Below are 26,430 nucleotides of genomic sequence, written 5' to 3' on the forward strand. Positions count from 1 at the left end.
GCAGGCCCAGAAAACGCCGGGAACTCCACATGACGTGTCATCGGAAAGCTGTCGGCCTGGGCGGACCACGGAACGCGAATCATTCCCCCCCGCCCGGAGTGCGGCCACCGGGTCGGGCGCCTCGTCCAGTTCGACGAGTACCGTGCCGGCCCCGGGTGTCCGGGACATCGCGTCGGCCCAGCCCGGCCAGTCCACGATGCCCGTGCCCAGTTCGGTCATATAGGGCTGCTGCTGGGCGAAGACCGTGTCGTCGATGGTCAGTTCGACGTCGATGGGCCGGACCGCGTCCTTCCAGTGCGCCAGCGCGATCCGCTGTGCGTGCCGCCGCGCGACGGCCACGGGGTCGCCGCCGCCGAGCGCGATGTGGCACGAGTCCGGGCACAGCCACACATGGCGCGGGTCGGTCAGCATCATGAAGAGGTCGATGTCCCGCTCGTACCAGAGCGTGCTGTTGGACTCCGTGTGGAAGGCGAGCCGCACACCCAGCCGGCCGACCGCGTCAGCGACCGTATGGGCGATGTCGGCCATCCGGGACATGTACGCGGCGTCCACGAAGAAGGGCGGACGCGTCCCGAGCGTGGTCCGCATCGGCAGGCCGGTGACGAGGAGGTCCGCGCCGACGTCGGCGAGGAAGGCCGCGCGCCGCTCGGCGTCGGCGACGATCGCGGTCAGGTTGTCGCCGTGGCGCCAGTCGGGAGCGTCGCTCCCGGCGACGAAGGCGCTCACGACGCTCAGGCCCCGTTCCTCCAGCGCGCGCCGGAACGAGGGCGCGCTGCCGAAAGCGCGCAGCGCCGACTCGATGTCGCCGGGCGCGAAGGTCAGCTCGACGCCGGTGACACCGGCCTCGGCGAGCGCGTCCAGTATCCGTCCCCAGAAGCGCCCGGGGTCGGCGAGGGCCGACTCCCTTACGGCGTCCGGGGTTTCGAGGCCCCAGAACGCCGGGTGGTAGAAGGTGACGACGTCGGTGGCGAAGCGCGGTTCGGCGGCGGCCGGCGGAGTCACTCGGTACCCCCGCGCGCGTTGTAGACGACGACGTCATCGGCGTCGACGGCGTCCCGGTAGCTCCGGAACACGGCCAGCGCCTCCTCCCGCAGCACGTCCTGTACGACCTTGATGCCGCGCGACTCGAACTGCTCGGCCCAGTCCGTGCCGAGCGGTCCCTCGTCGAACGTGGTGATCTCCTCCAGCTGCGGTCCCTCACCCGCGACCACGAGACCGCGCACGCCTGACCACATGGTCGCGCCGTAACACTGCACGCAGGGACGCCAGTTGACGACCAGCTCATGTGCCGCGAGCCCCTCGGCGCCCAGGTCCCAGCCGCCTACGGCCGTCTGGGCCAGCCCGAGCGCCACCACCTCGGCGTGCGCGCTGGAGACGCCGGAGGCCAGGACGACGTTCACCCCGACCGAGACGATCCGGCCGGTGTCCTGCTCGGCGACGAGAGCCGCGAACGGACCGCCGTTGCCCTCACGCCAGTTGCGATCCGCCAGGCGGTGCACAAGACGCATCCGGTCGTCGCGGTCGGGGACGACGGGCGGCACGTCGGCCAACTCGTCGTCGATCCAGGCCGGCAGCGCCACCCGGTATTCCTTCGCGATGTCGATCACGATCCAACTCCCTTGATAGATACGGAGGTTGCTCAGGTTCCAGCTGTCAGTTCCCGGTGACGGCCCGGGCCGCCCGTACGGCCGTCACCGCGCCCGTCAGCGTGACGTTGGCCGCCATCGAGGTGGGGATCACGCCGTTGCCGGCGAGGTACAGGTTGTCGAACCCCCACACCCTGCCGTCCGGGCCGCAGACACTTCCGCCGTCGTCGGCCGCGCCGCAGCGGACGGTGCCCGTCAGGTGCAGCGACGAGCCGGGCGGCAGCAGCGCCGACTCGGTCGCCGGATCGAACGGGCCGAACTCCTCCGCGAGCGACCGGACTTCGGACAGTGCGCGGGTGATCAGTGCCCGGTCGGCAGCGGAGTAGTCGAACCCGACGCCGATCCGGGGCAGTCCGGCGAGGTCGGTGTCCGACTCCGAGAACACGAGCCGGTTCTCGGGGCGCGACTCCACGGGGACGTACAGGGCAAGGCCCACGGAGTGCGCGAGCGGCCGGGCGTCGTCGTCCACGTACGTCCTGTTCATGATCTGCCCGTGGAACGGCTGGAGCGTCCCGTTCCGCGGCAGCCAGAGCGAGTCCGTGCAGAACTCGCCGACGCGCGGGAGCGGCAGGGCGTCGAGGTCGATACCGAACCGGTCGAGGTCGAGCAGCACCCGGGCGGTGACGAAGGCGTGCTCGTTGAGGTACCGGCCCAGCGCGTCCGGACGGATGCCGGAGGCGAACAGCAGCTGCGGGGTGCGCAGCGCGTCGGCGCACACCACCACGGTGTCGGCGCGGAGTTCGGACTCGGCGCCGCCCACGACCCTCCGCAGCCGGGCGCCGGTCACCCGGCCCTCCGTCACGAGGAGCGAGGTCACGAGCGTGCCGGTCACCAGGGTGAACGCGGGGTCCCCGGCGGTCGCGATCGCGGGGAAGATCGTCCCGGGGGCGGTACGCGGCAGCGGGCCCGAGCCCGCCGCGGTGACCGCCATGGGCATGGGCTGCGGTCGCCGGTCGTGCGGTCCGGCGGCCTCGTAGCGCCGGCGCAGTACGTCGAGGACCAGGTCGCCGACCTCGGTCGGGCCGATCGGGGCGGGGGCGACGGCGAGGACCCGGCGTGCGGTGTCCAGATCGGCCGCCCAGCCGGCCGGGTCGCCGAAGTCGAACACCTCGTCCCCGGCGGGCCACGGTGTCGCGGCCGTCCAGTGCACGCCCATGCCGCCCGCGTTCCACGCGAGCGCCGTCGCGGGCATCGCGTCGGCGTCCTCGCCGAAGGCCAGCGCGTGGAACATGCCCGGCGGCAGCGCGTCGAGGCCGTCCGCCACCTGCCGCACCACCTCTGCGCCCGTGTACATGCCCTGGATGCCGGTGGTGACCCGGTCGTTGTAGCGCTCCCACAGGGCGGGGTCGTCGACGTCGTGCAGGTGCACACCGGGGGCCGAACCGATCGCCTCGCCGCCGTCGACCATCGTGATGCGCAGCGCCGGATCGGTCTCCCGCAGCAGTCGGGCCACGACCGCGCCCATGATGCCGCTGCCGACGACGAGGACATCGGTGTGGGGGGTGTCGGTCACAGTGAAGCTCCATGTCTTGTACCGCTGTTGATGTCCGGTACCCGCTGTCGATCCAGCGGCCCGGTGATCTCTGACGGCCTGGTGGAATCTGAGGGGGTCACACGCTCGGGACGAGCGGGCCGAACAGCTCGGTGTCCATGCGGTCGAGGGCCAGCTTGACGGCGCCGACCAGGGGCGCGTCACGGCCCAGGACCGTGGCCCGGAGCTCGACGGCGGGGGTGCGGGCACGGCGCAGCGCCGCGCGTACCCGGGGCAGCAGCACGTCCGCCGCGTCCTCCAGTCCGCCGCCGAGCACGATGAGGGACGGCGCGATGGTCCACGACAGGGTCGTGAGGATCGACGTCATGTGCTCCACGAGTTCGTCGACCTCGGCGAGCGCGGTGACGTCACCCTCGCGGGCCGCCTCGAACCGGGCGAGCGCGACCGCGCGCCGGTCCGGGTCCGGTGAGGTGAGCCATGCCGCGGGGCGGTTCTCGACCGAGTGGGCCGGTATCGAGGCCGCCTCGACGATCTCTCCGGCGGCGCCGTCGAGACCCCGGTGCACGTCACCCCGGATGAGAACGCCGAGACCGGTCCGGTTCCCGAGCAACGCCCATACGACGTTGTCGTGGTCGCCGGCCGCACCCCGCCAACGCTCGGCGAGCGCACCGAGGTTGGAGTCGTTGTCCGCGAACCAGGGCACCCTGACACGCCGCCTGAGTTCGTCGGGCAGCCGTACGCCTTCCCACCGGGTCGTGTGCACCAGGCGCCGGACGACCCCGTCGTCGTCGATGGCACCGCCGCTCGCGACCGCCCCGGCCCGCAGCCGGTCCGCCGACCCGCCCGCGTCGTCGAGCGCCTCCCGCACCAGCGCCGCCATGTCGTCCAGCGTGGCCTGCGGATCCAGATAGGCGCGCAGCGGCCGGTGCGCCCGGCCGAGGATGCGGCCCCGGACGTCGGCGACCGCCGCCGACGCGTCCGAGGTGGTGAAGTGCACGGCCGCCAACAGGGCGTGCTCGGCCCGCAGTTCGTACCGTCGGGCGGGACGCCCCGCACAGCCGCTGGTCGGTACCCGGGCCAGTTCCGTCACCCAGCCCGCCTCGACGAGCGAGTCCAGGACGATCTCGATGGTGCGGCGCGAGAGACCGGCCCGCTCGGCGAGCGCGGTCAGCGTCATCGGCCCGGCCGACACCGCCAACGTCCGCAGGATCACCGAGGTGTTGACGCGTCGGACGGCACTCTGGTTCATGCCGGATATCCCGGGCCTCAGCACGCTTCCTCCACCCCGGACCCCGCCCCTGCGACGGGATCGAACACACCGGCGGTGTCGGCGACGAGGGCCGCGCCCGGGCGGCCGTACTCACGCGCCGGATCGCCGAGCCCGCCGCTCGCCCGAGCCCAGCGCGGCTCCTCGCCGTGGACGAAGCCGACCAGATCGGTGTGCATCGCGGTGGCCAACTCGGCCGGTGGGTAGGGTCCGAGCGCCTCCGCGCTGCCCGGCGCGTCGAGCAGGTCGAAGAAGAACGGGAGGTCGACGCAGTGCGCGGCGCCGCCGAGCACGGGGGAGGGCCACTCGAACGAGTACAGCCAGGTACCGGCGCCTGCCGCCCGGCGCGCGGCGGCCACGCCGGGGCAGGCGGCCCGGAACAGGGTGTCCGTCACCCGGCTGCAGGCGGCGCGTGCGGCGGCGAGCTCCGCGACGCTGTACGGGCTCGGGTGCTCGTTCCCCGGCGCGGCACCGCAGTCGAACTCGTCGCCCGTCGCACCGAGCAGCAGAGGTACGTCGTGTCCGTGCGCGGCGAGCCCGTCGGCGACGGCCACCGGCAGGACGTCGTCGCCGACGACCGGCCCCAACGGGAGTGCGGTGTCGGCGAGTTCGTCCCGAAGGTCGAGAACGGCCCGCTGGAGCCGCTCCGGGGTACGGCTGCCGAACCCGGCCCGGGTCGGCGGAACCCCGACCCGTTTCCCGAGCGCCTCGACGAACCGGCGGCCAGGCTCCCGCTCTCCCTCGAAGAAGCCGCCGGACAGACAGACCGCCCGCTGGAAGAGGCCGTTCGCGGCGGGCGACGAGAGCAGCGCGAGCACCGCCGCGCCCCCGGCCGACTGACCGGCGAGGGTGATCCGGCCCGGATCGCCGCCGAACGCGCCGATGTTCTCCCGGACCCAGTCGAGCGCGAGCAGAACATCGCGCAGCCCGAGGTTCGTGGGTACGTCGTCCAGCGGGGCGAATCCGTCGACGCTCAGCCGGTAGCCGACGGTGACGCAGACGACGCCGTCCCGGGCGAACGAACGGCCGTCGTACCACGGGCTCGCCGGGCTGCCCGCGAGGAAGGCGCCGCCGTGGATCCACACCAGGACCGGCCAGGGGGACGCCTGTTCGGCGGAGGGGGCGGGAGCGACGACGGAGAGGTTCAGGATGTCGTCGCCGGGCACCGAGGGCTCCGGCACCGTCGTCGTGGGAGACAGCGGTACGCGCTGCGAGGTGGGCCCGTGCCGGGACGCGTCGAACGGCTCCGGGAACCGGTCACGACGGACCGGGGCCGCGAATCGCCGTACTCCGGTGGGCGGTTGGGCGTACGGGATGCCGAGGAAGCGCTGTACGAGGCCGGTGCGGCGGCCGACGACCGGACCGGCGGGGGCCTGGACGGTGACGGTGGCAGCGGGGCCTTCGAGGTGGTCCATGGCAGTCACCGCATTCCCGATCCGGAGATGCCCTGCACGAAGTAGCGCTGCAGGAACAGGAAGAGCACCAGTACCGGCAGCATCACGACGATCGCGCCGGCCAGCAGCAGACCGTAGTCGGTGACGTGCGCGGCGGCCTGGCTGGTGGCGGCGAGGCCCACGGGCAGCGTGTAGGTGTCCATGCTCTGGGCGACGATGAGCGGCCAGATGAAGTTGTTCCACGACGACAGGAACGACATGATCGTGATCGTCGCGACCGCCGGACCGGCCAGCGGCAGGAAGATGCGGAAGAAGATCCGGAACTCGCCGGCGCCGTCGATACGGGCCGCCTCCAGCAGCTCGTCGGGGACGGACATCGCGTACTGCCGCATGATGAACACCGACAGGGGCAACGCCACGCCGGGCAGGGCGATTCCGGTGAGGGTGTCCGCGAGCCCCATGTCCACGGTGAGCACGAACTGCGTGACGAACACCGTGCTGAACGGCACCATCATCGCCGCCATGACCGCGCCGAACGCGATCCGCCGGCCCGCGAAGTCGAGCTTGGCCAGCGCGTACCCGGCGGCCGACGCGGCCACGATGTTGCCGGCCACCACGAGGCCCGCGACCAGGACGCTGTTGACCAGGAACCGCCCGAAACCGGCCGTCCGGAACAGCCGGGTGAAGTTGTCGAGGGTGACGTGGTGCGGGAACCAGGCACCCGGGTCGGAACGGATCTCGTCCAGGCCGCGCAGCGAGCCGCTCGCCACCCAGACGAACGGGAGCAGCGTGAGCAGCGCGCACAGCACCAGCGCGCCGTACAGCAGCGGACGGGACACGGACCGGCGGGGCAGGGCCGCCCGGTCGACGGTCGGGCGGGCGGTCGCGGGTGCGGTGAGGGCGGTCATGAGCGGGACCTCAGCAGTCGGAACTGGACGGCGCTCACCAGGGCCACGAGCAGCAGCATGACGAAGGACGCGGCCGAGGAGACCCCGAACTCGCCCGAGCCGAACTGGTGGTAGGTGTACAGCGCCATCGACTCGGTGGAGCCCAACGGGCCGCCGTTCGTGAGGAGATAGGGCTCGTCGAACACCTGGAGGTAGAAGACGGTCAGCAGGACCGACACCATGAGGGTGGTGGGAAGCAGCAGGGGCAGGGTGATGTGCCGCAGCTGCTTCCAGCGGCCGGCCCCGTCGAGAGCGGCGGCCTCGTACACGTCCTGCGGTATCGCCTGGAGACCGGCGAGGAACAGCACCATCGCGGTGCCGAAGTTGCGCCAGACGCCGAGCAGGATCACCACGGGCATCGCCAGGTTCGGGTCGTCCAGCCAGTTCGGTCCGGCGAGACCGACTGCGCCGAGCACCTTGTTGACGGTGCCGTCGGTGTTGAAGGCGTACTGCCAGATCAAAGCGACCGCCACGACGTTGGTGACCACCGGCGCGAAGAACACCGTACGGAACACCCCGCGCAGCCGCCGGATGCCGGAGTTCAGCGCGACGGCCAGGGCGAAACCGAGACCCATCGTCAGTGGCACCCCGACGGCGACGAAGAGGGCGGTGTTCAGGATGTCCCGCAGGAAGATCTGGTCCTGGAACAGCCGGAGGTAGTTCCCCAGCCCCGTGAAGTCGACGGCGAACGGGTGCCGCAGATCCGCGCCCCGCAGGTCGGTGAAGCTGAAACCGAGGGCGGCGACGGTGGGGATCGCCGTGTAGAGCAGGAACACGACGGCGAACGGGGCGAGGAACAGCCAGGCGACGGCCGTTCGGCGACCGCCCCGCGAACTCCGGGAACTCCGGGATGTCGGAAAACGCCGAGACCTCCGGTGACTGTCGGAGGGGCGCACCGGGTGCGGCGCCCCCGGGCCGATGGTCGTGGTCATCCGCGGCTCACTTCGCGCCCGTGCCGAGGCTTACGGCGTACGCCTGGACGTTCGCCGCCGCCTTCGAGGCGCTCTCCTTGCCCTTGGCGACGGCCTCCATCTCCTTGCCCAGCCGGGTCGCGACCTGCTGCCAGGTGCTCACCTGGGGGAACGCCCGGGTGTTCTTCAGCTGGGTGAGGAAGGCGTCGAGGAGCGGCTGGTCCGCGATCGCGGGGTCCTCCCACGCGGAGATGACGGCCGGCAGTGAGCTGTACGCCTTGTACTGCGCCACCTGCGTGCTCGGCTTCGCGAGATACCGGACCAGTTTCCACGACGCGTCCGCGTCGCCGTCACCCGCGAGCACGCCCCAACTGCCCCCGGCGGAGAAGGAGGTGCTGCCCGATGCCCCGGCGGGCAGGGGTGCGGTGGCGACGTGGGCGGCCGTCCAGCCCTCCTTCTTCGCGGCGGTGTCGAGCTGTCCGACGACCCATGGTCCGGTGATCATCATGGCGGTCCTGCCCGACACGAAGTACGGCTGCGCGTCGAGGAACGTGGGCCCGCTGGTGTCGGCGGTGCCGGAGGTGAAGAACGACGCGTTGTACTGCAGCGCGTCGACCATGGCCGGGCTGTCGAGGGACCACTTTCCGCCGGACGAGAGCAGCGAACCGCCTGCCTGCCAGGCGTACATCGCGGCGTCCTGGCCGTTGAAGATGTCCCAGCCGATATCGGCCCCGAGGCCGTGCGCGGCACCGGCGCCCTGGAGTGCCTTGAGGAACGGCACCGTCTCGTCCCATGTGGCCGGCGCCTTCACGCCCGCCTTTCTGGCGAGGTCGGCGCGGTAGACGAGTGCGTAGGTGTAGGCGTACCAGGGCACCGTGTAGGCGACGTTTTCGGCCACACCGGCGGCCCAGAGGCTCTCGAAGAAGTCCGCCTTGTCGACGAGGCCGTCCGGGACGGGCCGGAGGATCGCCGGGTCGAGGAACTGCGACTGCGACTCGGGGAAGAACTGGGCGACGTCCGGCCCCTTGCCCGCCGCGATGGCCGACTGGAGCTTGGTGTAGTACTCGGCGTTCGGGATCAGGGTCACCTTGACGGTGACATCGGGGTTCGCGGCCCTGAAGGGCTTGATGACCTTGTCGAGCACGTCGGCGTCGCCCTGGGCGGCCCAGACGGTGACGGTGCCGGTGGCCGGGGACGTGTCGACGGGGGCGGCGGTGCCTGTCGCGGCGGCGGTGTCGTCGCTGCGTCCACAGCCCGTCAGGGCGAAAGCGCCCCCGAGAGCCAGGCCCGCGGTCAGCTTGAGGACGCCACGTCTTGAGGAATGGGGCATTCGGGGCTCCTGTGCAGGGATGGTGCCGACTGCGGCTGGTGGCGAAAAAGCTATGAGCGGGGTATTTCGGCCAAGTGGCACCGCCGTCACGAATAATTTCGGAACTTGTAGCGAAATCGATTCGTCCAGCTTTGTCGCATATAGGCGAGTGTTGAGCGAAGGAGGGGTGGAAAAAGAGGTGGCGGGCTGCCGCCGGGGGCCGATACCGTCCCGCACGATGACCACTCACTCCGTTGGCAGAATGGGGGTCCCGTCCGCGCAAGGTGAGTGCTGATGCTCACTGGCAACGCGTACGAGGACACCCACCCTTCTTACTGGCCGCGCGTGCGACAGTTCGCCGTGCCGCCGTCCATGATCGACACCGCCACGGCTCGCCGCCTCGTCGGTGACTGGGCGGGCGCCTGCGCCGCCGCAGGCGTCGACGTCGATCTGAACCTGCGAGCCGTGGCCCGCGCCCACGGCCACGAACTCGCGGCCCGACTCCGCGCCGATCTCCGCCACCTGGCGCCCGACCTGCTGCGCTGGCACCTGCCGAGGATCGCCCCCGACGGACTGCTGCGCCCGGGACTGACGATCGGACTGGCCCGGTACGACACCGCCGGGCGCGGCGCCCGACCGGTACACCTGGTGGCCCGGACCGCGCCCGCCTGGGCGGATGCCGGCCAGCGGCTGAGCCTCGCCCTGTGGGACTGGACCTTGACGGCTCCGGCCACCCGCCGCCATCCGCACCCCCACCCCGACCGACGGTTCCGCCTCGATCTGCACCGGCATCTGTGGGACGCGCGCAGAACCGCCGAGCTACGGACCCGCTCCGGGGCGGACCGGCCACCCGGCGGCGACCTTCCTGCGCCGGCCGCGGATCTGCTGACGCGGCTCCCGCAGGGGCGTCGCTGCGCCGTGGACCGGTGGGCGGCCGAGGCGGAGCTGCTGCTACGGGCCGACGGGCGCCCCACCGTCACCGGTATCGGAACGGCCGCGGGCGCAGCCACTGGCTCAGTCACCGTACGGCTCGGTGCCCGCCGACGGCTGCTCCTGGACCTCGTCGCGGCCCCGGCCGGCGGTGCCCCGCCCTCGCTGCGGATCACGGAGGCACCCTCGGGCGACGCCGCCTCCGCACTGCCGGTGCTGCCCGACGCGGCGACCTGGGTGCTGCCCGACCTGGAACTGATCCGGACCGGCGCGATCGAGGCGGACCGACTGCATCCGCTGGTCGCCTCGGCACTCGTACCGGACCGTCCGCCCACCCGTCCGCCCCGTGCCCCGGGCGGGGCGGGTGAGCCGAGCCTCGTCGAGTGCCGGGGCGCCCGGCACCGGATCGGCCTGGTCGACGGGGTGCTCGTCCCGCTGGACCACGATCCGGCCGAGATCCGCCGGGAGGAACTCCTGGCCGAACTGACCGGAACGCCCCTGCCCTGTCTGCAGGCCATCGACGAGGCCCACCGTCACCCGGACTGTCTCACCGGCGTCCGCGAACGCCTGGACCACGGGGACATCGCCGGAGCGCTGGCCGTCGTAGAGGGCCTGCTGGGCCCCGAGGCGGTACTGCGCGGCGGCGCCCTGCGCGACGCGCTGGAGCGGGCCGCCGAGCGACGGATCACCTACGGGCTGTTCAGGGCGGGCCTGACCGGACCCGGTCCGCATCCCGGACGTGGCGGCTTCCACCCGGACGGCAGCCGCACCCGTGACCACCGTTCCCGCCCGCGCCAGGCGACCTTCCGCTGACCCGGGGACGGCCCGTCCCCCGCAGCCACTCATCAAGAGCACGACGAACGCGACGAGCACGACGACCCCAAAGGTGATCACACATGTCCACAGCCAATTCCTTCGCCACCCCTCAACTCGACATCGCCGCCGAGTTGCTGACCCTGCTGCGCGACACCACCACCGAACCCCGCCCCGACGCCCAACTGGAGGCCCTGACACTGGCCGTGGCCGCCGACCTGCCCGTGCTCCTGTGGGGTGAGCCGGGAATCGGCAAGACCGCCGCCCTGACCCAGTTGGCGGTGGCCCTGGACCTTCCCCTCACCACGGTGATCGCGAGTGTCCACGAGCCGTCCGACTTCTCCGGGCTGCCCGTCGTCGGGGACGACCCCGCGACGCACGGTGTCCCGATGGCCCCGCCGGACTGGGCGGTACGACTCGTACGGGCCGGCCGGGGGCTGCTGTTCCTCGACGAACTGTCCACCGCGCCGCCCGCCGTTCAGGCCGCCCTGCTCCGGCTGGTCCTGGAGCGGCGGATCGGCGCCCTGCAACTCCCGCCCGGCGTAAGGATCGTGGCCGCCGCGAACCCCCGGTCCTCGGCTGCCGACGGCTGGGAGCTGAGCCCGCCGCTGGCCAACCGGTTCGTCCATCTCCAGTGGACCCACGACCACGAGGTCGTCGTACGCGGCCTGGGCGGGACCTGGCCCCGGGCCACGCTGCCGAGGCTCGCGCCCGAAAAGCTGCCGGACGCCGTGGACTTCGCCCGCCGGGCGGTGTGCGGGCTCCTCACCGCCCGACCCAAGCTCGTGCACCAACTGCCCGGCAACGAGACCCGCCGGGGCGGCGCCTGGCCGTCACCCCGGAGCTGGGACATGACCCTCAGCCTGATCGCCTTCGCGACCGCCGCCGGGTCCTCCCGGGAGGTCCTCTCACTGCTGGTCAGGGGCACGGTCGGGGACGGCCCCGGGCTGGAACTGCTGGCGAGCCTCGACCGGATGGACCTGCCGGACCCCGAGACGCTGCTCGCCGACCCGGCGAGTGCCGTCCTGCCCGACCGGGGCGACCTGCGCCAGGCCGTACTGGACGGTGTGGTGGCGGCGGTCCGGGGCCGGCCGGACAGGTCGCGCTGGGACGCGGCGTGGGCGCTGCTGGTCCGGGCACTGGAGACCGGCGCGCCTGACCTGGTGGTCGTCCCGGCGACCACCCTGGCCTCGCTGCGCCAGGAGGACTGGGACGTGCCGGCGGCGATCGAGCGGTTCGCCGGAGTGGTGTCACTGTCCCGGCGGGCGGACCGGGCGGCGGACCGCGTGGCGGGTCGGACAGGGGCCGGGGCAGGGGCCGGAACGAAGGGCGGCCGATGACCGCCGACGCGCCGGGAACCCTGGACCTCGACAAACTGTTCGCCGCCCGGCTGCACGCCGTACGGGCCCGGCCCTACCTGGCCACGGCACTGTTCGCCCTGCACCCCGTGGAGTCGCGGCAGGTACCGACGATGGCCGTAGACCGGCACTGGCGGTGCTACGTCTCACCGGCGTTCGTGGACCGGTTCCCCGTCGAGGAGCTGGCCGGGGTGTGGGTGCACGAGGTGTCGCACCTGCTGCGCGACCATCACGGACGCAGCGACCGTTACGCCCGCGAGCGCGGACTGACCGGCCCCGGGGAGCGGCTGCGGATGAACATCGCCGCGGACTGCGAGATCAACGACGACGTGTTCGGCGACGGGCTCGTCCGCCCCGAAGGCGCTGTCCAGCCAGGGGCGTTGGGACTTCCGGCGGGGGAACTCATGGAGGAGTACCTGCGCCGCTTCCGGCTCGGACCGAACACCCTGGACCTCTCCTGGCTGGACTGCGGCAGCGGCGCCGACGGGCTGGTCCGGGAATGGGACCTGGGACCGGACGGCGCGCACGGACTGACCGAGCAGGAACGGGACTCGGTCCGGTTCCGGGTCGCGCAGGGCATCAACGGCCGCCCCGGGGACGCCCCGAAGGGGTGGCGGCGATGGGCGGAGGAGGCGTTCCATCCGCCGCTGCCATGGCGGGAGTTGCTGGGCGCGGCGGTCCGCTCGGCAGCCTCCGACGGCGGCGTGGGCGAGGACTACACGTACGGCAGGCCGTCGCGCCGCTCGGCCTCGCTGCCCGGCATCGTCCTGCCGAGCCTGCGGCGCAGACCGCCCCGGGTCTCCGTGGTCATCGACACCTCCGGGTCGGTCAGCGACGCCGAACTGGGCAGCGCGCTCCTGGAGGTCGCGGCGATCTCCCGCGCGGTGGGCGGCCGACGCGATCTGGTGACCGTACTGCCGTGCGACGCGTCGGCGCGGATCGTGCACTCGCTGTGCCGGGCCGAGGGAATTCCCCTGATGGGAGGCGGCGGTACGGACCTGCGCACCGGATTCGCCAAGGCGCTGCGGACGACCCCGCGCCCCGATGTCCTCGTGGTGCTGACCGACGGCCAGACACCCTGGCCGGACACCCGGCCGCCGTGCAGGACGGTGGTGGGACTGTTTCCCCGGCAGCACACGGGCGGGCGGCTACGCCCGGTCCGGTCGTGGGACGAGGGCGAAGACGAGCGCTATGTCCCGGACTCGCCGCCCGCCTGGGCACGCGTGGTCGACATCGGGTGACGTACACGGCATACGGGACGGGGAGCGGGGGCGGCAGAAGGGCTGGAAGAATGGCCCGATGCGCACTCCCTCATCGCTTCTGTCGGCCTTTCGGCCCCAAGTCCAAGAACGTCTCTACGACTTCTACGAGGAACTCCGAAGCGCCGACGACTTCTTCTGGGACCGGCGCACGAGCGCCTGGATCGCGACCGGGCACGCGGTGGTCAGCAGCGCGGCGAACCACCCGGGACTGTCGTCGGTGCGCTATCCCGACATCGAGGCCGTCCCGGAGGAACTGCGCCCGCTGGCCCAGGCGTTGAGCCGGCAGATGCTCTACAACGACGCCCCCGACCACCCTCGGCTCCGCGCCCTGATCAGCAAGGCTTTCGCCCCGCGCGCGGTGGCCGCACTCCGGGCCCGGATCGTCGACGCCGTCGACGGGATCATCAGCCGGGCGGCGCCGACCGGCCGCATGGACATCGTCGCGGACCTCGCCAGGCCCCTCCCGCTCACCATCATCTGCGACCTCCTCGACGTACCGGAGGCCGACCGCGCCGCCGTGGCCTCCTGGTCGGAGCCGGTCGCCGAGGCCATCGGCAACTCCCGGCTCGACGCCGACCGCAACCGCGAGGCCTCGCAGAGCATGACGGACATGCTCACGTACCTCCGTGAACTCCTCACCCGCCAGGACACCCCGCCGGCCCCCGGCACCCTGCGCGCGACGGCGACCGCACAGGCCGGCACCACCGAGCAGGACGTCGACGAACTCCTCGCCAACTGTGCCCTGTTGCTCATCGCCGGCCACGAGACCACCACCCACTTCATCGGCAACGCCACCCTCGCCCTGCTCCGCGACCCGGACGCCGCCGACCGACTGCGCCGCCGCCCCGAGCTGATGCCCGCCGCCGTCGAGGAACTCCTGCGCTACGACGCCCCGGTCCAGCTGATGCTGCGTCGCGCGCGGCACGACCTGGAGCTCTCGGGCCGCACGGTCACCGAGGGGCAGACCGTGCTCCTGGTGTGCGGTGCCGCGAACCGGGACCCGGCCGTCTTCCCGGACCCCCACACGCTGGACTTCGAGCGCACGAACCCGGGCGGACGGCACATGGCGTTCGGACACGGCCCGCACTTCTGTCTCGGCGCAGCGCTGGCCCGGCTGGAGGGAGCGGTCGTGCTGGAAGCCCTCCTCACCCGCCTCCCCGGCCTGCGGCTCGACGGCACCGAACCACCGCGCTGGCAGCGCAGCCTCAACTTCCGCGGCCTCACCCGCCTGGACGTCTCCTTCTCCCCGTCCCCGGCCGGCCACGCCGGCGGCGCGCGGGCCACGTCTGCCGGGCCTGCCGACGCTGCCGCTCAGGCCCCGCTCGTGCCGCCCACCGGCGGCTGCCCGGTCGGGCCGGGAACCGGCGGAGCCGCGGGCGCCTGACCACACCGCGATGGTGTCCTGGGACGCGAGAGTGCCAGGCGGATCCCAGGACCCGGAGCCCCGCCCTCCGGCCGGCCGGGAAAGAGAGTGTGTGGGCGGGGCGGTACGGGGGACTTGGTCCCCAGGCCGGGTTTGGCGTCCCAGGGGGCTGAACCCGCTCAGGTTCCTCTGGTTCGGACAATGTGCCGGGGGAGCCGCCGGCCCGAGGTCACGAAAGGGCGCCCTGTTCGCAGACCCGCTGGGCGACCTCACGGAGCTTGATGTTGTTCTGCTGCGAGTAGCGGCGCAGTACGTCGAAAGCCTGTTCCTCGGTGATGTGGTGGCGGCCCATGAGGATGCCCATCGCTTCGCCGATGAGGTGCCGGGTGGCGACGGCCTGTTCCATCTGGGCATGGGCACGGGCGCTGGAGAACGCGACCGCCGCGTGGGAGGCCAGCAGCCACCCGGCCAGCTCGCCGGCCTCGGTGAACGCGCCGGGTGTGCGCGAGTACAGGTTCAGCGCGCCGAGGTCCTCGTCCTCGGTGAACAGCAGGAATCCCATCATGCTGCCCACTCCGAGTGCCTTGGCCTGCGGGCCGTAGGCGGGCCAGCGCGGCTGGTCGGCGGTGACGTCGGCCATGCGGAAGACCCGCTCGCCCAGGGAAGTGCGGGCCGCGTCGAAGCACGGCCCCTCGCCCAACCGCTCCTGCAGCCGATCGCTGTCGATGACCAGCTGCTCGGTGGGGGCGAGCGACTCCACCTTCCTGCCCCGCAGCATCAGGATGCCGGCCGCGTCGCAGTCCTCCATCAGTTCGGTGGCAGACGTCGTGATCCGCTGGAGTGTGGCCTCGACAGAATCCTGTGCCAGGAGATCCCGCGCCATCGACGCCATCTCCTGGGCGAACCGTCCCCAGTCCACTTCGTTTTCCGCCTCTCGTCCGGTCCGGACAAGCCTCGTACCCAGTTTTTCACGTCTGCCCCAGGTCGGCGCCGCCAGCGGGGGAAAAAGGCTGTTCACTCTCCGCAAGGAGAATCGATACCTTAAGTAATGGCGTGGGCCGGGTCGGGATTCGGCGGGCCGCTCGTCTCCACACGGAGAGTAGTGCGGGAAACCCGCTCCGACCTCGGCGAACGGAGCGTTTTCCGCGCACAAAGATGCGTCAGTACGTCGTTGACCGGCGCTCAGCGGCAGAGCCAGGGTGAGGGAGCCACATCGGATCCCGACCACTCGTTTTCGGTCACCGAACTGCTCGCAGGAGGCCGTGATGCTCCAGACAGACCCCCTTGAACACACCGAGGCGGCAGCAGACCACGGGGCTGCTGCCTCTGCCGCGGCTCCCCCCGTCCCTGGCACACCGAACGCAACGGCCGTCAGCCGCGAACTTCTCTTCCAGCGCTGCCGCTGGTGCGCCACTCCGGCCTTCCGCCGTTCCTTCTGCCGTACCTGCGGGTCCACGGCCTTCGACCGGCAGCGCAGCCAGGGTTCCGGGGTCGTCGTGCGCCGGAACGGTTACGCCCCGCACAACACCTGGTTCGTCGCGATGGACGAGGGCTTCAACCTGCTCTGCCAGGTCACCGGGACGGCGCCCGTGGCGGTCGCGGTGGGGGCACGGGTGAGTGTCGTACGGTCCTCAGCCCTCCTCGGTGAGGGCCTGCCCGTAGTCGAACTCACCCGCCCGCCGGCGCCTTTGGGGCGCTGGTGGTGACGGGAAGCGGCGCGGAGGCCGGCGTTCTCGACGGAGAGCGGCGCGGCGCTCTGGACGGTCTGCGTGTCGCCGACTTCTCCCGGGTGCTCGCAGGGCCCTACGCCACGATGCTCCTCGCCGACCTCGGCGCCGATGTGGTGAAGGTCGAACGGCCGGGCACCGGGGACGACACCAGGGCCTGGCACCCTCCGGCGGATCAGGACGGCACGTCGACGTACTTCCTGAGCGTCAACCGCAACAAGAGGTCCGTCACCCTGGATCTCACGACCGGGGCCGGCCTAGAACAGGCCCGCGCACTGATCGCCGAGTCCGATGTGCTGGTGGAGAACTTCCGCCCCGGCACGATGGAACGACTGGGGCTCGGACGGCGTGAACTCCACGCCCGGCAACCGGGGTTGATCTACTGCTCGATCAGCGGCTTCGGCAGCGGCGAGGGTGCCGCGATCCCCGGATACGACCTGCTCGTGCAGGCCGTCGGCGGTCTGATGAGCGTGACCGGCGACGCGAACGGGGAGCCGGTGAAGGCGGGCGTGGCCCTGGTCGACGTGATCACCGGCCTGCACGCCTCGCTCGGTGTCCTCGCGGCCCTCCGGCACCGGGACGCCACCGGGGAGGGACAGCACGTGGAGGTCAACCTCCTCAGCTCCCTCCTCTCGGCCATGGTCAACCAGGCGTCGGCGTTCGCCGTCGCCGGTGTGGTCCCGGGCCGTATGGGCAACGCGCACCCGAGCATCGCCCCGTACGAGACCTTCCTCACCGCCGATCGTCCGATCGCGCTCGCGGTGGGCAACGACCGGCAGTTCGCGGTGCTCGCCGACCTCCTCGGGGCTCCCGGTCTCGCTCTCGACGACCGCTTCCGCACCAACGCGGACCGGGTCGCCCACCGCACCGAACTGCGGGACATCCTGACCGAACGGCTGGGCACCGCCGGCGCCGACCACTGGTCGGCCGTCCTGCTGGCCGCCGGGGTTCCCGCCGGCCCCGTCAACACCCTCGACGAGGCATTCGACTTCGCGCGGAAGCTCGGCCTTCCCGGCATCGTCGACATACCGGCCGCACCCTCCGACGGAACCGGGGGCGGGGCCGGTGTCTCCCGCCAGGTCGCCAGCCCCATCACGCTGAGCGCCACGCCCGCGCGGTACCGGCTGCCGCCGCCGCGCCTGGGCCGGCACACCGCGGAGATCCTCGACCGCGTTTCCGACCGCACCTGAGCGCCCGGAAGGGCGGTCACCCGACCGCCGCCCGGGCAACCGTCACGACCGAACCGATCACCGAGAACCACCAGGAGCACACGATGAGTCGCAAGCCCATGAAGGACCCGCTCGAACTGCTCGACCTCTCCTCCACCCTCACCGACGAGGAACGCGAGATCCAGGCCACCGTCGCCAAGTTCCTCGCCGACCGGGTGCGCCCGCACATCGGCGAGTGGTTCGAGAACGCCCACTTCGCCCGCGAACTCGCCCCGGAACTCGGCAAGTTGGGCGTGCTCGGCATGCACCTCGAAGGGTACGGCTGCGCCGGCACCAACGCCGTCAGCTACGGGCTGGCCTGCCTGGAACTGGAGGCGGCGGACTCCGGCTTCCGAAGCTTCGTCTCCGTGCAGGGCTCGCTGTCGATGTTCTCCATCTGGAAGTGGGGCTCGGAGGAGCAGAAGCAGGAGTGGCTGCCCCGGCTCGCCGCCGGTGAGGCCATCGGCTGCTTCGGCCTGACCGAGCCCGACTTCGGCAGCAACCCCTCCGGGATGCGCACCAGGGCCGTCCGTGACGGCGACGACTGGGTTCTCGACGGCTCCAAGATGTGGATCACCAACGGCTCCATCGCCGACGTGGCCACCGTCTGGGCACAGACCGAGGACGGCATCCGCGGCTTCCTCGTCCCGCGCGGCACGCCCGGATTCACCACGCAGGACATCAAGCAGAAGATGTCGCTGCGCGCGTCCGTCACCTCGGAGCTCTCCTTCGACGACGTGCGGCTGCCCGACTCGGCGCGGCTGCCCCTCGCGGAGGGTCTGCGCGGCCCGCTGTCCTGCCTGAACGAGGCCCGCTTCGGCATCCTGTTCGGCGCGGTCGGCGCGGCCCGCGACTCGATCCAGGCCGCCGTCGAGTACGCCGACTCCCGCATCCAGTTCGGCAAGCCGATCAGCGCCTTCCAGCTCACGCAGAAGAAGCTCGCCGACATGAGCGTGTCCGTGGGCAACGCCGCCCTGCTCGCCGTCCACCTGGGCCGGCTCAAGGACCAGCACCGCCTCAGGCCCGAGCAGATCAGTGTCGGCAAGCTCAACAACGTCCGGGAGGCGATCGCCATCGCGCGGGAGTGCCGCACCGTCCTCGGCGCGAACGGCATCTCCCTGGAGTACTCACCGCTGCGCCACGCCAACAACCTGGAGTCCGTCCTGACCTACGAGGGCACCAGCGAGATGCACACCCTGGTGGTCGGGCAGGCGATCACCGGCCAGGCGGCGTTCCGCTGAGTTCCGTAGTACGCCGCTGCCGTCAGGCGGCCCGGTAGCTGAAGAAGCCCTGCCCCGACTTGCGGCCCAGCAGACCCGACTCGACCATGCGACGCAGCAGCGGCGGCGGGGCGTACAGCGGTTCCCGGTGTTCCTCGTACAGTGCCTCGCCTATCGCCGCCACGGTGTCCAGGCCGATCAGGTCGGCGAGGCGCAGCGGGCCCATGGGGTGGGCGCAGCCCGCCGTCATCCCCGTGTCGATGTCCTCCGCCGTCGCCGTGCCGGAGCCGACCAGCCGCACCGCTGCCAACAGGTAGGGAACCAGCAGGGAGTTGACCACGAAGCCCGCGCGGTCCTGCGCCACGACCGTCTTCTTGCCCAGGATCTCGCTCGCGAAGGCACGCACGCGCAGTTCCGTCTCCTTCGAGGTCTGCAGCGAGGGGATCACCTCGACCAGCGGCATGACGGGGACCGGGTTGAAGAAGTGCAGCCCGACCACCGCGTCCGGCCGCCGGGTCACGGCCGCGAGGCGGGCGATGGGGATCGAGGAGGTGTTGCTGGCCAGTACGGCGCCCGGGTCCTCGACCACCTCGTCCAGCCGCCGGAACAGCGCCGTCTTGGCCGACTCGTCCTCGACGGCCGCCTCGACGACCAGGTCCGCACCGGCCAGGCGGGAGAGATCGGCGGTGACCGACACTCCGGCCAGGGCATGCGCGCGGTCCTCCGGGCCGATGGTTCCGCGCATCTCCGCCTTGAGCAGGGAGTCCGCCACGCCCGCCAGCCCCGCCCGGGCCCTGTCCTCGGTCACGTCGCACAACGTGACGTGCAGTCCGGCCCGGGCGCAGACCTCGGCGATGCCCCGGCCCATCTGCCCGGCGCCGACGACTCCCACATGCTTGATCGATGTCATGACTCTCCTCCGCGTGTCCTTCCGCCCGGGGCGGTCGACCGACGCCGCAACGGTGTGCGGCGCCCTGTTGAGCCTAGGCCGGTACAACCCCTCTGACCTGCTGAAACAGTGCGCTGTTCGCGCACAAAGATGCGTCGGTCCGGCACCTCAGCCGAGGGCGGCCGTGGCCGTGGCCGCCTCCCGCAGCCGGCGGATCACGCCGCGCACCGCGGGCGAGGTCTCGCCCCTGCGGTACGCGCCCACCAGCCGGGTGGTCAGCGCTACGTCGGCCAGCGGGCGGTAGGCGACACCAGGTATCCGTACGCGCCGCAATGAGTCCGGCACCAGCGCCACGGCGAGACCGCCGCCCACGAGAGTGAGAGCGGCGATGAAGTCCCGGACGGGCGGCGCGCACTGGGCGGTGAAGCCGCCCCGCTCGGCCACCTCCAGGATCTGGTCGCGGCAGCCGTACTCCTCGTCGAAGTGCGGGGCCACGAACCGCTCGTGGCGCAGTTCCGCCGCCGGCACCGTCTCGTACGCGGCCAGCGGGGCGCCGTCCGGCAGCGCCAGGACGATGTCCTCGGTGAGCAGGCAGGTGGCCGTGACCCCGGCCGGGTACTCCGGCCGCCAGCGCAGGAAGCCGACGTCGATGTCCCCGCAGGACAGGGCCTCCAGCTGGGCCGGTGTCTCCAACTCGCGGACCTGCACGGTGAGGTGGGTGTCGAGGGCCGCGCACCGGGTGAGGACGGCGGTCAGCACTCCGGAGAAGGCGGCGGAGGCCACGTAGGCGATCTCGGCGTGCCCCAGTTCCCCGCGGCCGGCCCGGCGGCCCACGGCCGCCGCGCGGGCGGCCTGCGCGAGGGTCAGCCGGGCCTCTTCGAGGAACAGCCGCCCGGCGCCGGTGAGCGCCGGGCGGGTGCGTCGGCCGCGGTCGATCAGACGGACCCCCAGATGCGACTCCAGCGCCCTGACCTGGGCGCTGAGCGCCGAGGGAGCCAGATGCAGCCGGTCCGCCGCGCGCGCGAAGTGCAGTTCCTCGGCGACGGTGACGAACGTTTCCAGCCAGCGCAGTTCCACCGGCTCCTCCGTCCTGCTGGGCGCACCGTCCGCGTACCCGGGCCGGTGGGATGGAGACACCCCGCGGCGCCGTCAGGGCAGGACAGGTACGCCGCGGGGTGAGTAGGGGTGAGCAGAGGTGAGTACGGACGTCAGGGGATGACGACGTAGTTGCTGAACCCGCCGTCGCGGTCCGTGAGTCCGGAGATCGCTTCGTTGACCCTGGCCAGAGGGAACGGCTTGGCCTGCAGGTAGGACAGGTCCAGCGTGCCCGTGGCCACCATGTCGGCGAGTTCCTGCCCCTGCGCGGTGCTGAACCAGTTGGAGCCGATCAGCTGGACCTGCTCGTCCATGAGCCACTTCACGTCCACGGGCAGCCGGTCGGCCACGCCGCCGACGTTGACCACTCTGCCGCCCCGCCGGACGCCCTGCATGGAGTCGAGCATCGTCTCCACCGGTGCCTTGGCGCCCAGGGCGCTGATCACGTAGTCCGCACCCTCGCCGCCGGTGCGGGACTTCGCCCACTCACCGGTGGAGCCCTCGCCCAGCCGGAAGACCTCGACCCGCTCCGGGTCAAGTTCCCTGACGCGCTTGAGGAGTTCCTCGTTGCGGCCGGTCCCGAGGATCCGGGAGGCGCCGGAGGCCAGCGCGAGCACGGTCGACGCGACACCGAGGGTGCCCGTGATCCCGTCGATGAGCGCGACCTGGCCGGGACCTGCGGCCGCGTTCTTGAGGGCACCGTACGACGTACCGATGTAGCCCAGCTTGCCGGCCTGCTCGAACGTCATGTTGTCCGGGATGTTGACGATCGACTGCTGCGGAGCCGTCATGTACTCCGCGAACCCGCCGTAGGGGTAGAGGTCGAAGATCCGCTGCCCGTCACGGGAGGTGCTGAAGTAGCCGTTCAGGGTGAAGTACCTGCACCGGCTCAGTTCACCGCCCCGACATACCTGGCAACTCCCGCAGGAACGCAGGGGGTTGACGTACACCCGGTCGCCCGGCCTGGTGTGCAGTACCGCCTCGCCGACCTGCTCGACCACGCCCGCGGCGTCCAGGCCGAAGATGGCCGGGAACTTCGGCAGCGGCTGGTGCGGGAACCACGTCGGCCAGTTGTTGATCACGTTGGCCATGTTCGGCACGATCCCGCACGCCTTGACCCGCACCAGCACGTCGGTCGGCCGCGGGGAGGGCCTGTCGATCGTGTCCACGGACATCGGCTCGCCGAGTGCGTGCAGTCGGGCAGCGAGCATTTTCGCCATTGAAATACTCCTTGAAACTGCTCCGCCCAGCAGCTGGGACGGAGATATTAAGAGTTCCCTATGAATTCGGGAAAGGGTGCGGGTAATTGTCCTCGAGGTCGATTCCCAGCAGCCCCATGATGCGGACGCCGGAGTTGTACCAGGCGATGGACAGCGACAGTTCGACCATCTGCTTGTCCGTCAGGTGCTCGGCGGCGGCACGCCACGTCCCGTCCGAGACATCGACCTGGAGTGTGGACTCCTCGGCGAGACGCATCACCGCCTTCTCCGCCGCGTCGAACAGATCCGACGACTCGAAGTCGGCCACCGCCGCCAGCTGTTCCTCGCTGAGCCCGGCCTTGAGGCCGTGCGACTGGTGGTGGGCGACCTCGTACGCCGACCGGGTCGCGTGTCCCACCGTCAGGATGGCCAGTTCCCGCAGCCTGGGGCTGAGGTCGGCGGCCCGCAGGGAGTTGGCGTAGGAAAGGAAGGCGTCCAGTTGGGCGGGCGCGTTGGTCAGGGCGAGGAAGATGTTCGCCGTCGGCACCTTGCGCTCGGCTTCGAGCCGGTCGTACAGGGGCTTCTGCGACTCGTCCGCGTCCTCGCGGCGCAGGTAGGGAACTCTTGCCATGGTCACTCCTGGAAGTACGGAAGGTCAGTGGGCGGACTTGTCGAGCAGGAACCGCTCCAGCGACATCGGGTTCGGCGGCTCGGCCGGCGGGATCTGCGGCACGCCGACGAAGGGCGACGCCTCGAAGTACCACTTCTCCAGGGCCGGAAGGCCCCAGCGGGCGTTGGTGCTCAGCGAGGCCGCGTCCCAGCGCACGGGCTCGATCTCCGTGTCGATCGTCTGGTAGTGGCTGTTGAAGACCTCCACCCGGTGCCCGTCGGGGTCGCGGAGATAGGCGAAGAGCATCCCGCCGGGACCGTGCCGCCCGGGGCCCCGCTCCACACCGTCGCCGTAGCCCTGGATCCCCGCCCAGTCGCAGGCGGTGAAGATGTCGTGGCTCTCGGAGACGGTGTAGGCGAAGTGGTGCAGGGCGGGGCCGGCGTTCTCGACGATCGCCAGGTCCAGGCAGGTCCCCTTGCGGTACATGAAGGCGCCCAGCAGCTTGTCGCCGTGCTCCAGGTACTCCGAGTTGCGGAAGCCGAGCTCGCCGTAGAACGCGCACAGTTCGTAGGTGTCGGGCGCGAAGGTCTGGAAGTGGTCCAGCCGCTGCGCGTGAGCACCCTTGTACTGCTCGAAGTTGATGTGCAGCCGCGGCCGGGTCTCCATGTGCGCGCACAGTTCGAGCGGCGTGCCGATGGGGTCGCTGACGTGCAGGGTACGGCCCTGGTAAGGGACCTCGACCCACTCGGCGGGGAGCCCCCGCTCACGGAACCAGTCGTACGCCAGGTCGAGATCCTCGTCGAAGAACACCCGGAAGCCGATCCGCCGGCACCTGCCCGCGCCCTCCTCGTCCAGTTCCAGGACGAGGCTGTGGTGGCAGGCTTCGGCGAGGCCGCGGAGATGGCAGGTGCGCTCGTCCTCGTCGCTGACGACCAGTCCCAGCACGTTCACGTAGAAGTTCCGGCTCTCGGCCAGATCCGCGACGGTGAGACGCACATGACTGGAGCGGGTGATGTTGAAACTCGGGCGCAGATTGACGGGTGGCAGCATGCTGGTCTCCGTGCTCGGATCGGCTCAGGAATTCGATGACTGCAATTCGGTGACTGTAATACGTGTAGTTCGCGGACCGCTTTTACCGCCTGGTCGTCGAGGGTCCCGCCCCGGCGAATGTGAAGGCGGACCATCCGCTGAATTCCGCGGATTCTCCGAGGGACTCCTCGATACGCAGAACCTCGTTCCACTTGGCCATGCGTTCGGAGCGGGTGAACGAACCCACCTTCAGCTGGCCCGCGTCCCAGCCGACGCTGAGATGGGCGATGGTGACGTCCTCGCTCTCCCCGGAACGCGCCGAGACGATCGTGCCGAAACCGGCTTCCTTTCCGGCCAGCAGGGCCTGGAACGCCTCCGTGACCGTCCCGGCCTGGTTCGGTTTGACGAGCACGGCGTTCGCCGTCCCGCCGGTGGCCGCGGCTTCGACCCGCTTGGCGTTCGTGACCAGGTAGTCGTCGCCGATCACCTGGCAGCGGTGGCCGTAGCGCCGGGTGAACTCCAGCATGCCCTCGTGGTCGTCCTCGCCCACCGGGTCCTCGACGGACAGGATCGGGTACTGCTCGATCCAGCCGCCCAGCATGTCGATCAGCGCGGCGGTGTCCAGGGTGCGGTCGTCCAGGGCCAGCGTGTACCGCCCGCCGCTGCCGAACTGCGAGGCCGCGACGTCCAGCGAGATGCCGACCTGCGCCGAGGGGACGAAGCCGGCGCTCTCGATCGCCCGGGTCAGCGTCTCCAGGGCCTCCTCGTTGGAGTCGAACGCCGGCCAGAAGCCGCCTTCGTCGGCGACCCCCTGCGCCTTGCCGGCCTGCCGCATCAGAGTGCCGGCGGCCCGGTAGATCTCCGCCGTCCAGTCCAGGGCCTCGGAGAAGCTCCGCGCCGCGGGGCACATCACCATGAAGTCCTGGACGTCGACACGGCGGTCCGCGTGGGCGCCGCCACCGAAGATCTGGATTTCGGGGAGCGGGATACGGACCGGTCGTCCGCCGGCCAGGTGCTGCCACAGGGGTACGCCCGCCGACGCGGCGGTGGCGTGCAGGACCGCCATGGAGGTCGCCACGAGCGCGTTGCCGCCGAGGCGGCTGCGGTCGGGGGTTCCGTCGAGGTCCACCAGAAGCCGGTCGACGGCCTCCTGGTCGGCGGCGTCGCGGTTCAGGAGGGCGGGCGCGATCTCGTGGTTCACCGAATCCACCGCGCGCCGGACGTCCAGGCCGCCGAATCGGCTGCCGCCGTCGCGCAGGTCGAGAGCCTCGCCCCGGCCCGTCGAAGCCCCGGCCGGCGCGATGGCCCGCCCGATCGCGCCGTCCGCGAGCCGGGCCTCGACCTCGACGGTCGGACGACCGCGTGAGTCCCACACCCTGCGGCCGTGGAGCCTGGCGATCCGCGAGTCTGTCATTGCGGTGCGACCTTTCGGAGTTCGGACGATCGGGGTGACGGGCCGTCCCGTGAGCGGGACGGCGATGACGAGAGTGCGTGTCCGCCGTGACCCCGTCAATGCTATCGATAGCGCAATCGTGCAAAGCGACTGCGCCCCTGTCAAGAGGCTGACCGCCTCCGATGCACTGAATCCGCAGCTTGTTCGCGCCCTCTTGGTTCATTGTCACGCCAATGCTATCGTTCGCACAACCCGGCATGCTCCGGGGAGAAACTCCGGCGGACCCGCGCTGCCCTGGACGGACAGCACTGGCAGCGCGGGTTCGCCGGGCCGGATCCCGGCCGACAGGAAAGCGAGCCCGGCATGACAGTCCAGCCCTCCGCCTCAGCGGTGACCCTCACCACGGTTGTGGCCAGCACCCGCCCCGGACGTGTGGGCAGATCTGTCGCGGACTGGTTCACTCTCCGGGTCGCGGACGACGACCGGTTCGAGTCGCACACCGTCGACCTGCGTGAACTCGCTCTCCCCTTCTTCGACGAGCCGCACCCGCCCGCCCTGCGGCGGTACACGAAGAGCCACACCCGGGAATGGAGCCGGATCGTCGACACGTCGGACGCGTTCGTCTTCGTCACCCCGGAGTACAACGGCGGCTTCCCCGCCCCGCTGAAGAACGCGTGGGACTACCTCGCCGTGGAATGGCAGCACAAGCCGGCCGCCTTCGTCAGCTACGGAGGCGTCTCGGCAGGCACCCGCGCGGTGCAGATGGGCAAGCAGGTCGTGGCGAACCTCAGGATGCTGCCGATCGGCCCGACCGTGAGCATCCCGTTCGTCGGCCAGTTCGTCGAGGACGGCGAGTTCAGCCCCGGCAAGATCCACGAGGCCGCCGCCGAGCAACTGCTCGACGAACTCGCCCGTACCGGCCGCGTCATGCGGCGGCTGCGCAGCGGAACGTACTGACCTGGCGGAGCCCGCACGAGGGCGCCCGGAGCGATGCGATTGCGGACGCTGCGGCGCGCGTGGGACGGGCCCCCGGTGTACGTGGGCGTGCCCCCGGTGTGCGTGGGGCGGGCCCCGGCGTGCGTGGGTGAGGGTGCCTCCGGGTTTCGGGGTGAGGTTGCCCTGGTGTTGATGGGCGGCTGCCTGCGGTGTTGGTGGGAGAGGTCGACCTCGGCGTTTGTGGGCGGGGTTGCCCTGGGTGGTCGTCGGTGGGGTTGCCCGGGGTGATGCTGGGTGAGGCCGCCTCCGGCGTTGGTGAAGGGGGCTGATCCCTGCGTTCGTGGGGGACGCCGACCTCGGCGTCAGTAGGTAGGGCTGCCGCCCCTGGCGCTCGCCGGTGAGGCCACCCCGGGAGTTGACGGGTGAGGCCGC

23 protein-coding genes are annotated in these 26,430 nt (G+C 71.4%); 8 read left to right on the forward strand and 15 right to left on the reverse strand.

Going from position 1 to position 26,430, the window contains the following annotated elements:
* From STRTUCAR8_RS09810 to STRTUCAR8_RS09845, 8 genes are all read right to left on the reverse strand, one after another.
* The coding region (locus STRTUCAR8_RS09810; protein ID WP_006375461.1) for a sugar phosphate isomerase/epimerase family protein at positions 1 to 1,002 on the reverse strand (1,002 nt) is incomplete at its 3' end.
* Positions 999 to 1,607, reverse strand: coding sequence for a nucleoside deaminase (locus STRTUCAR8_RS09815; RefSeq protein WP_006375460.1), 609 nt, complete (start codon positions 1,605 to 1,607; stop codon positions 999 to 1,001). The genes STRTUCAR8_RS09810 and STRTUCAR8_RS09815, both read right to left, overlap by 4 nt.
* Positions 1,608 to 1,653: 46 nt before the next feature.
* Positions 1,654 to 3,159 carry a GMC oxidoreductase gene (locus STRTUCAR8_RS09820; RefSeq protein WP_006375456.1) on the reverse strand — a complete coding sequence of 502 codons (1,506 nt, stop codon included), beginning with the start codon at positions 3,157 to 3,159 and terminating at the stop codon, positions 1,654 to 1,656.
* Positions 3,160 to 3,256: 97 nt separating this feature from the next.
* Positions 3,257 to 4,387: an ROK family transcriptional regulator gene (locus STRTUCAR8_RS09825; RefSeq protein ID WP_006375444.1), complete on the reverse strand. Its 1,131-nt coding sequence runs from the start codon at positions 4,385 to 4,387 to the stop codon at positions 3,257 to 3,259.
* Positions 4,388 to 4,404: 17 nt separating this feature from the next.
* Entirely contained in the window at positions 4,405 to 5,820 is a 1,416-nt protein-coding gene (locus STRTUCAR8_RS09830) for a carboxylesterase family protein (RefSeq protein ID WP_044471941.1), read from the reverse strand.
* A gap of 5 nt (positions 5,821 to 5,825) precedes the next feature.
* On the reverse strand, positions 5,826 to 6,707 hold the full coding sequence (locus STRTUCAR8_RS09835; protein WP_006375448.1) for a carbohydrate ABC transporter permease: 882 nt from the start codon (positions 6,705 to 6,707) through the stop codon (positions 5,826 to 5,828).
* Positions 6,704 to 7,678: a carbohydrate ABC transporter permease gene (locus STRTUCAR8_RS09840; protein WP_006375447.1), complete on the reverse strand. Its 975-nt coding sequence runs from the start codon at positions 7,676 to 7,678 to the stop codon at positions 6,704 to 6,706. Before STRTUCAR8_RS09840 ends, STRTUCAR8_RS09835 begins: the two co-directional genes overlap by 4 nt.
* Positions 7,679 to 7,685: 7 nt before the next feature.
* Positions 7,686 to 8,987: an extracellular solute-binding protein gene (locus STRTUCAR8_RS09845; RefSeq protein ID WP_006375451.1), complete on the reverse strand. Its 1,302-nt coding sequence runs from the start codon at positions 8,985 to 8,987 to the stop codon at positions 7,686 to 7,688.
* Between the two features lie 273 nt (positions 8,988 to 9,260).
* Here STRTUCAR8_RS09845 and STRTUCAR8_RS09850 point away from each other — a divergent pair, with 273 nt between their 5' ends.
* The 4 genes from STRTUCAR8_RS09850 (at position 9,261) to STRTUCAR8_RS09865 (ending at position 14,713) form a co-directional block, all read left to right on the forward strand.
* The gene (locus STRTUCAR8_RS09850; RefSeq protein WP_006375452.1) at positions 9,261 to 10,709 is read left to right on the forward strand and encodes a hypothetical protein; all 1,449 of its coding nucleotides are present in this window, start codon (positions 9,261 to 9,263) and stop codon (positions 10,707 to 10,709) included.
* 83 nt (positions 10,710 to 10,792) lie between these two features.
* The gene (locus STRTUCAR8_RS09855) at positions 10,793 to 12,049 is read left to right on the forward strand and encodes an AAA family ATPase (protein ID WP_006375446.1); all 1,257 of its coding nucleotides are present in this window, start codon (positions 10,793 to 10,795) and stop codon (positions 12,047 to 12,049) included.
* Entirely contained in the window at positions 12,046 to 13,308 is a 1,263-nt protein-coding gene (locus tag STRTUCAR8_RS09860; RefSeq protein WP_006375465.1) for a vWA domain-containing protein, read from the forward strand. The genes STRTUCAR8_RS09855 and STRTUCAR8_RS09860 overlap by 4 nt, the downstream gene beginning before the upstream one ends.
* Positions 13,309 to 13,366: 58 nt before the next feature.
* A complete protein-coding gene (locus tag STRTUCAR8_RS09865) occupies positions 13,367 to 14,713 on the forward strand; it encodes a cytochrome P450 (protein ID WP_006375453.1) in 1,347 nt (448 codons plus the stop codon).
* A 208-nt stretch (positions 14,714 to 14,921) separates the two neighbouring features.
* Here the strand turns inward: STRTUCAR8_RS09865 and STRTUCAR8_RS09870 are convergent, their stop codons facing one another.
* Positions 14,922 to 15,611 carry a GAF and ANTAR domain-containing protein gene (locus STRTUCAR8_RS09870; RefSeq protein WP_006375449.1) on the reverse strand — a complete coding sequence of 230 codons (690 nt, stop codon included), beginning with the start codon at positions 15,609 to 15,611 and terminating at the stop codon, positions 14,922 to 14,924.
* Positions 15,612 to 15,957: 346 nt separating this feature from the next.
* Between STRTUCAR8_RS09870 and STRTUCAR8_RS48205 the strand changes: the two genes are divergently transcribed.
* The 3 genes from STRTUCAR8_RS48205 (at position 15,958) to STRTUCAR8_RS09885 (ending at position 18,868) form a co-directional block, all read left to right on the forward strand.
* Positions 15,958 to 16,398, forward strand: coding sequence for a Zn-ribbon domain-containing OB-fold protein (locus tag STRTUCAR8_RS48205; RefSeq protein WP_006375466.1), 441 nt, complete (start codon positions 15,958 to 15,960; stop codon positions 16,396 to 16,398).
* Entirely contained in the window at positions 16,392 to 17,609 is a 1,218-nt protein-coding gene (locus STRTUCAR8_RS09880) for a CaiB/BaiF CoA transferase family protein (protein ID WP_006375463.1), read from the forward strand. Before STRTUCAR8_RS48205 ends, STRTUCAR8_RS09880 begins: the two co-directional genes overlap by 7 nt.
* Positions 17,610 to 17,692: 83 nt before the next feature.
* Positions 17,693 to 18,868, forward strand: a complete 1,176-nt coding sequence (locus tag STRTUCAR8_RS09885; RefSeq protein ID WP_044471942.1) for an acyl-CoA dehydrogenase family protein — start codon at positions 17,693 to 17,695, stop codon at positions 18,866 to 18,868.
* 22 nt (positions 18,869 to 18,890) lie between these two features.
* On the opposite strand, the gene STRTUCAR8_RS09890 is transcribed toward STRTUCAR8_RS09885, so the two are convergent.
* From STRTUCAR8_RS09890 to eno, 6 genes are all read right to left on the reverse strand, one after another.
* Positions 18,891 to 19,757 carry a 3-hydroxybutyryl-CoA dehydrogenase gene (locus STRTUCAR8_RS09890; RefSeq protein WP_006375464.1) on the reverse strand — a complete coding sequence of 289 codons (867 nt, stop codon included), beginning with the start codon at positions 19,755 to 19,757 and terminating at the stop codon, positions 18,891 to 18,893.
* A gap of 147 nt (positions 19,758 to 19,904) precedes the next feature.
* Entirely contained in the window at positions 19,905 to 20,873 is a 969-nt protein-coding gene (locus STRTUCAR8_RS09895) for a LysR family transcriptional regulator (RefSeq protein ID WP_234372548.1), read from the reverse strand.
* Between the two features lie 71 nt (positions 20,874 to 20,944).
* The gene (locus tag STRTUCAR8_RS09900) at positions 20,945 to 22,051 is read right to left on the reverse strand and encodes an alcohol dehydrogenase catalytic domain-containing protein (protein WP_006375455.1); all 1,107 of its coding nucleotides are present in this window, start codon (positions 22,049 to 22,051) and stop codon (positions 20,945 to 20,947) included.
* 58 nt (positions 22,052 to 22,109) lie between these two features.
* On the reverse strand, positions 22,110 to 22,661 hold the full coding sequence (locus STRTUCAR8_RS09905) for a carboxymuconolactone decarboxylase family protein (protein ID WP_006375458.1): 552 nt from the start codon (positions 22,659 to 22,661) through the stop codon (positions 22,110 to 22,112).
* 24 nt (positions 22,662 to 22,685) lie between these two features.
* On the reverse strand, positions 22,686 to 23,690 hold the full coding sequence (locus STRTUCAR8_RS09910) for a VOC family protein (RefSeq protein ID WP_006375454.1): 1,005 nt from the start codon (positions 23,688 to 23,690) through the stop codon (positions 22,686 to 22,688).
* An 82-nt stretch (positions 23,691 to 23,772) separates the two neighbouring features.
* Complete coding sequence (gene eno / locus STRTUCAR8_RS09915; protein WP_006375462.1) at positions 23,773 to 25,083, reverse strand: phosphopyruvate hydratase; 1,311 nt, start codon at positions 25,081 to 25,083, stop codon at positions 23,773 to 23,775.
* Between the two features lie 342 nt (positions 25,084 to 25,425).
* Between eno and STRTUCAR8_RS09920 the strand changes: the two genes are divergently transcribed.
* Positions 25,426 to 26,019 carry an NADPH-dependent FMN reductase gene (locus tag STRTUCAR8_RS09920; RefSeq protein WP_006375457.1) on the forward strand — a complete coding sequence of 198 codons (594 nt, stop codon included), beginning with the start codon at positions 25,426 to 25,428 and terminating at the stop codon, positions 26,017 to 26,019.
* The last annotated feature ends 411 nt before the right edge of the window (positions 26,020 to 26,430 follow it).

The sequence above is a fragment of the Streptomyces turgidiscabies Car8 genome, from assembly GCF_000331005.1.
Classification (GTDB): domain Bacteria; phylum Actinomycetota; class Actinomycetes; order Streptomycetales; family Streptomycetaceae; genus Streptomyces; species Streptomyces turgidiscabies.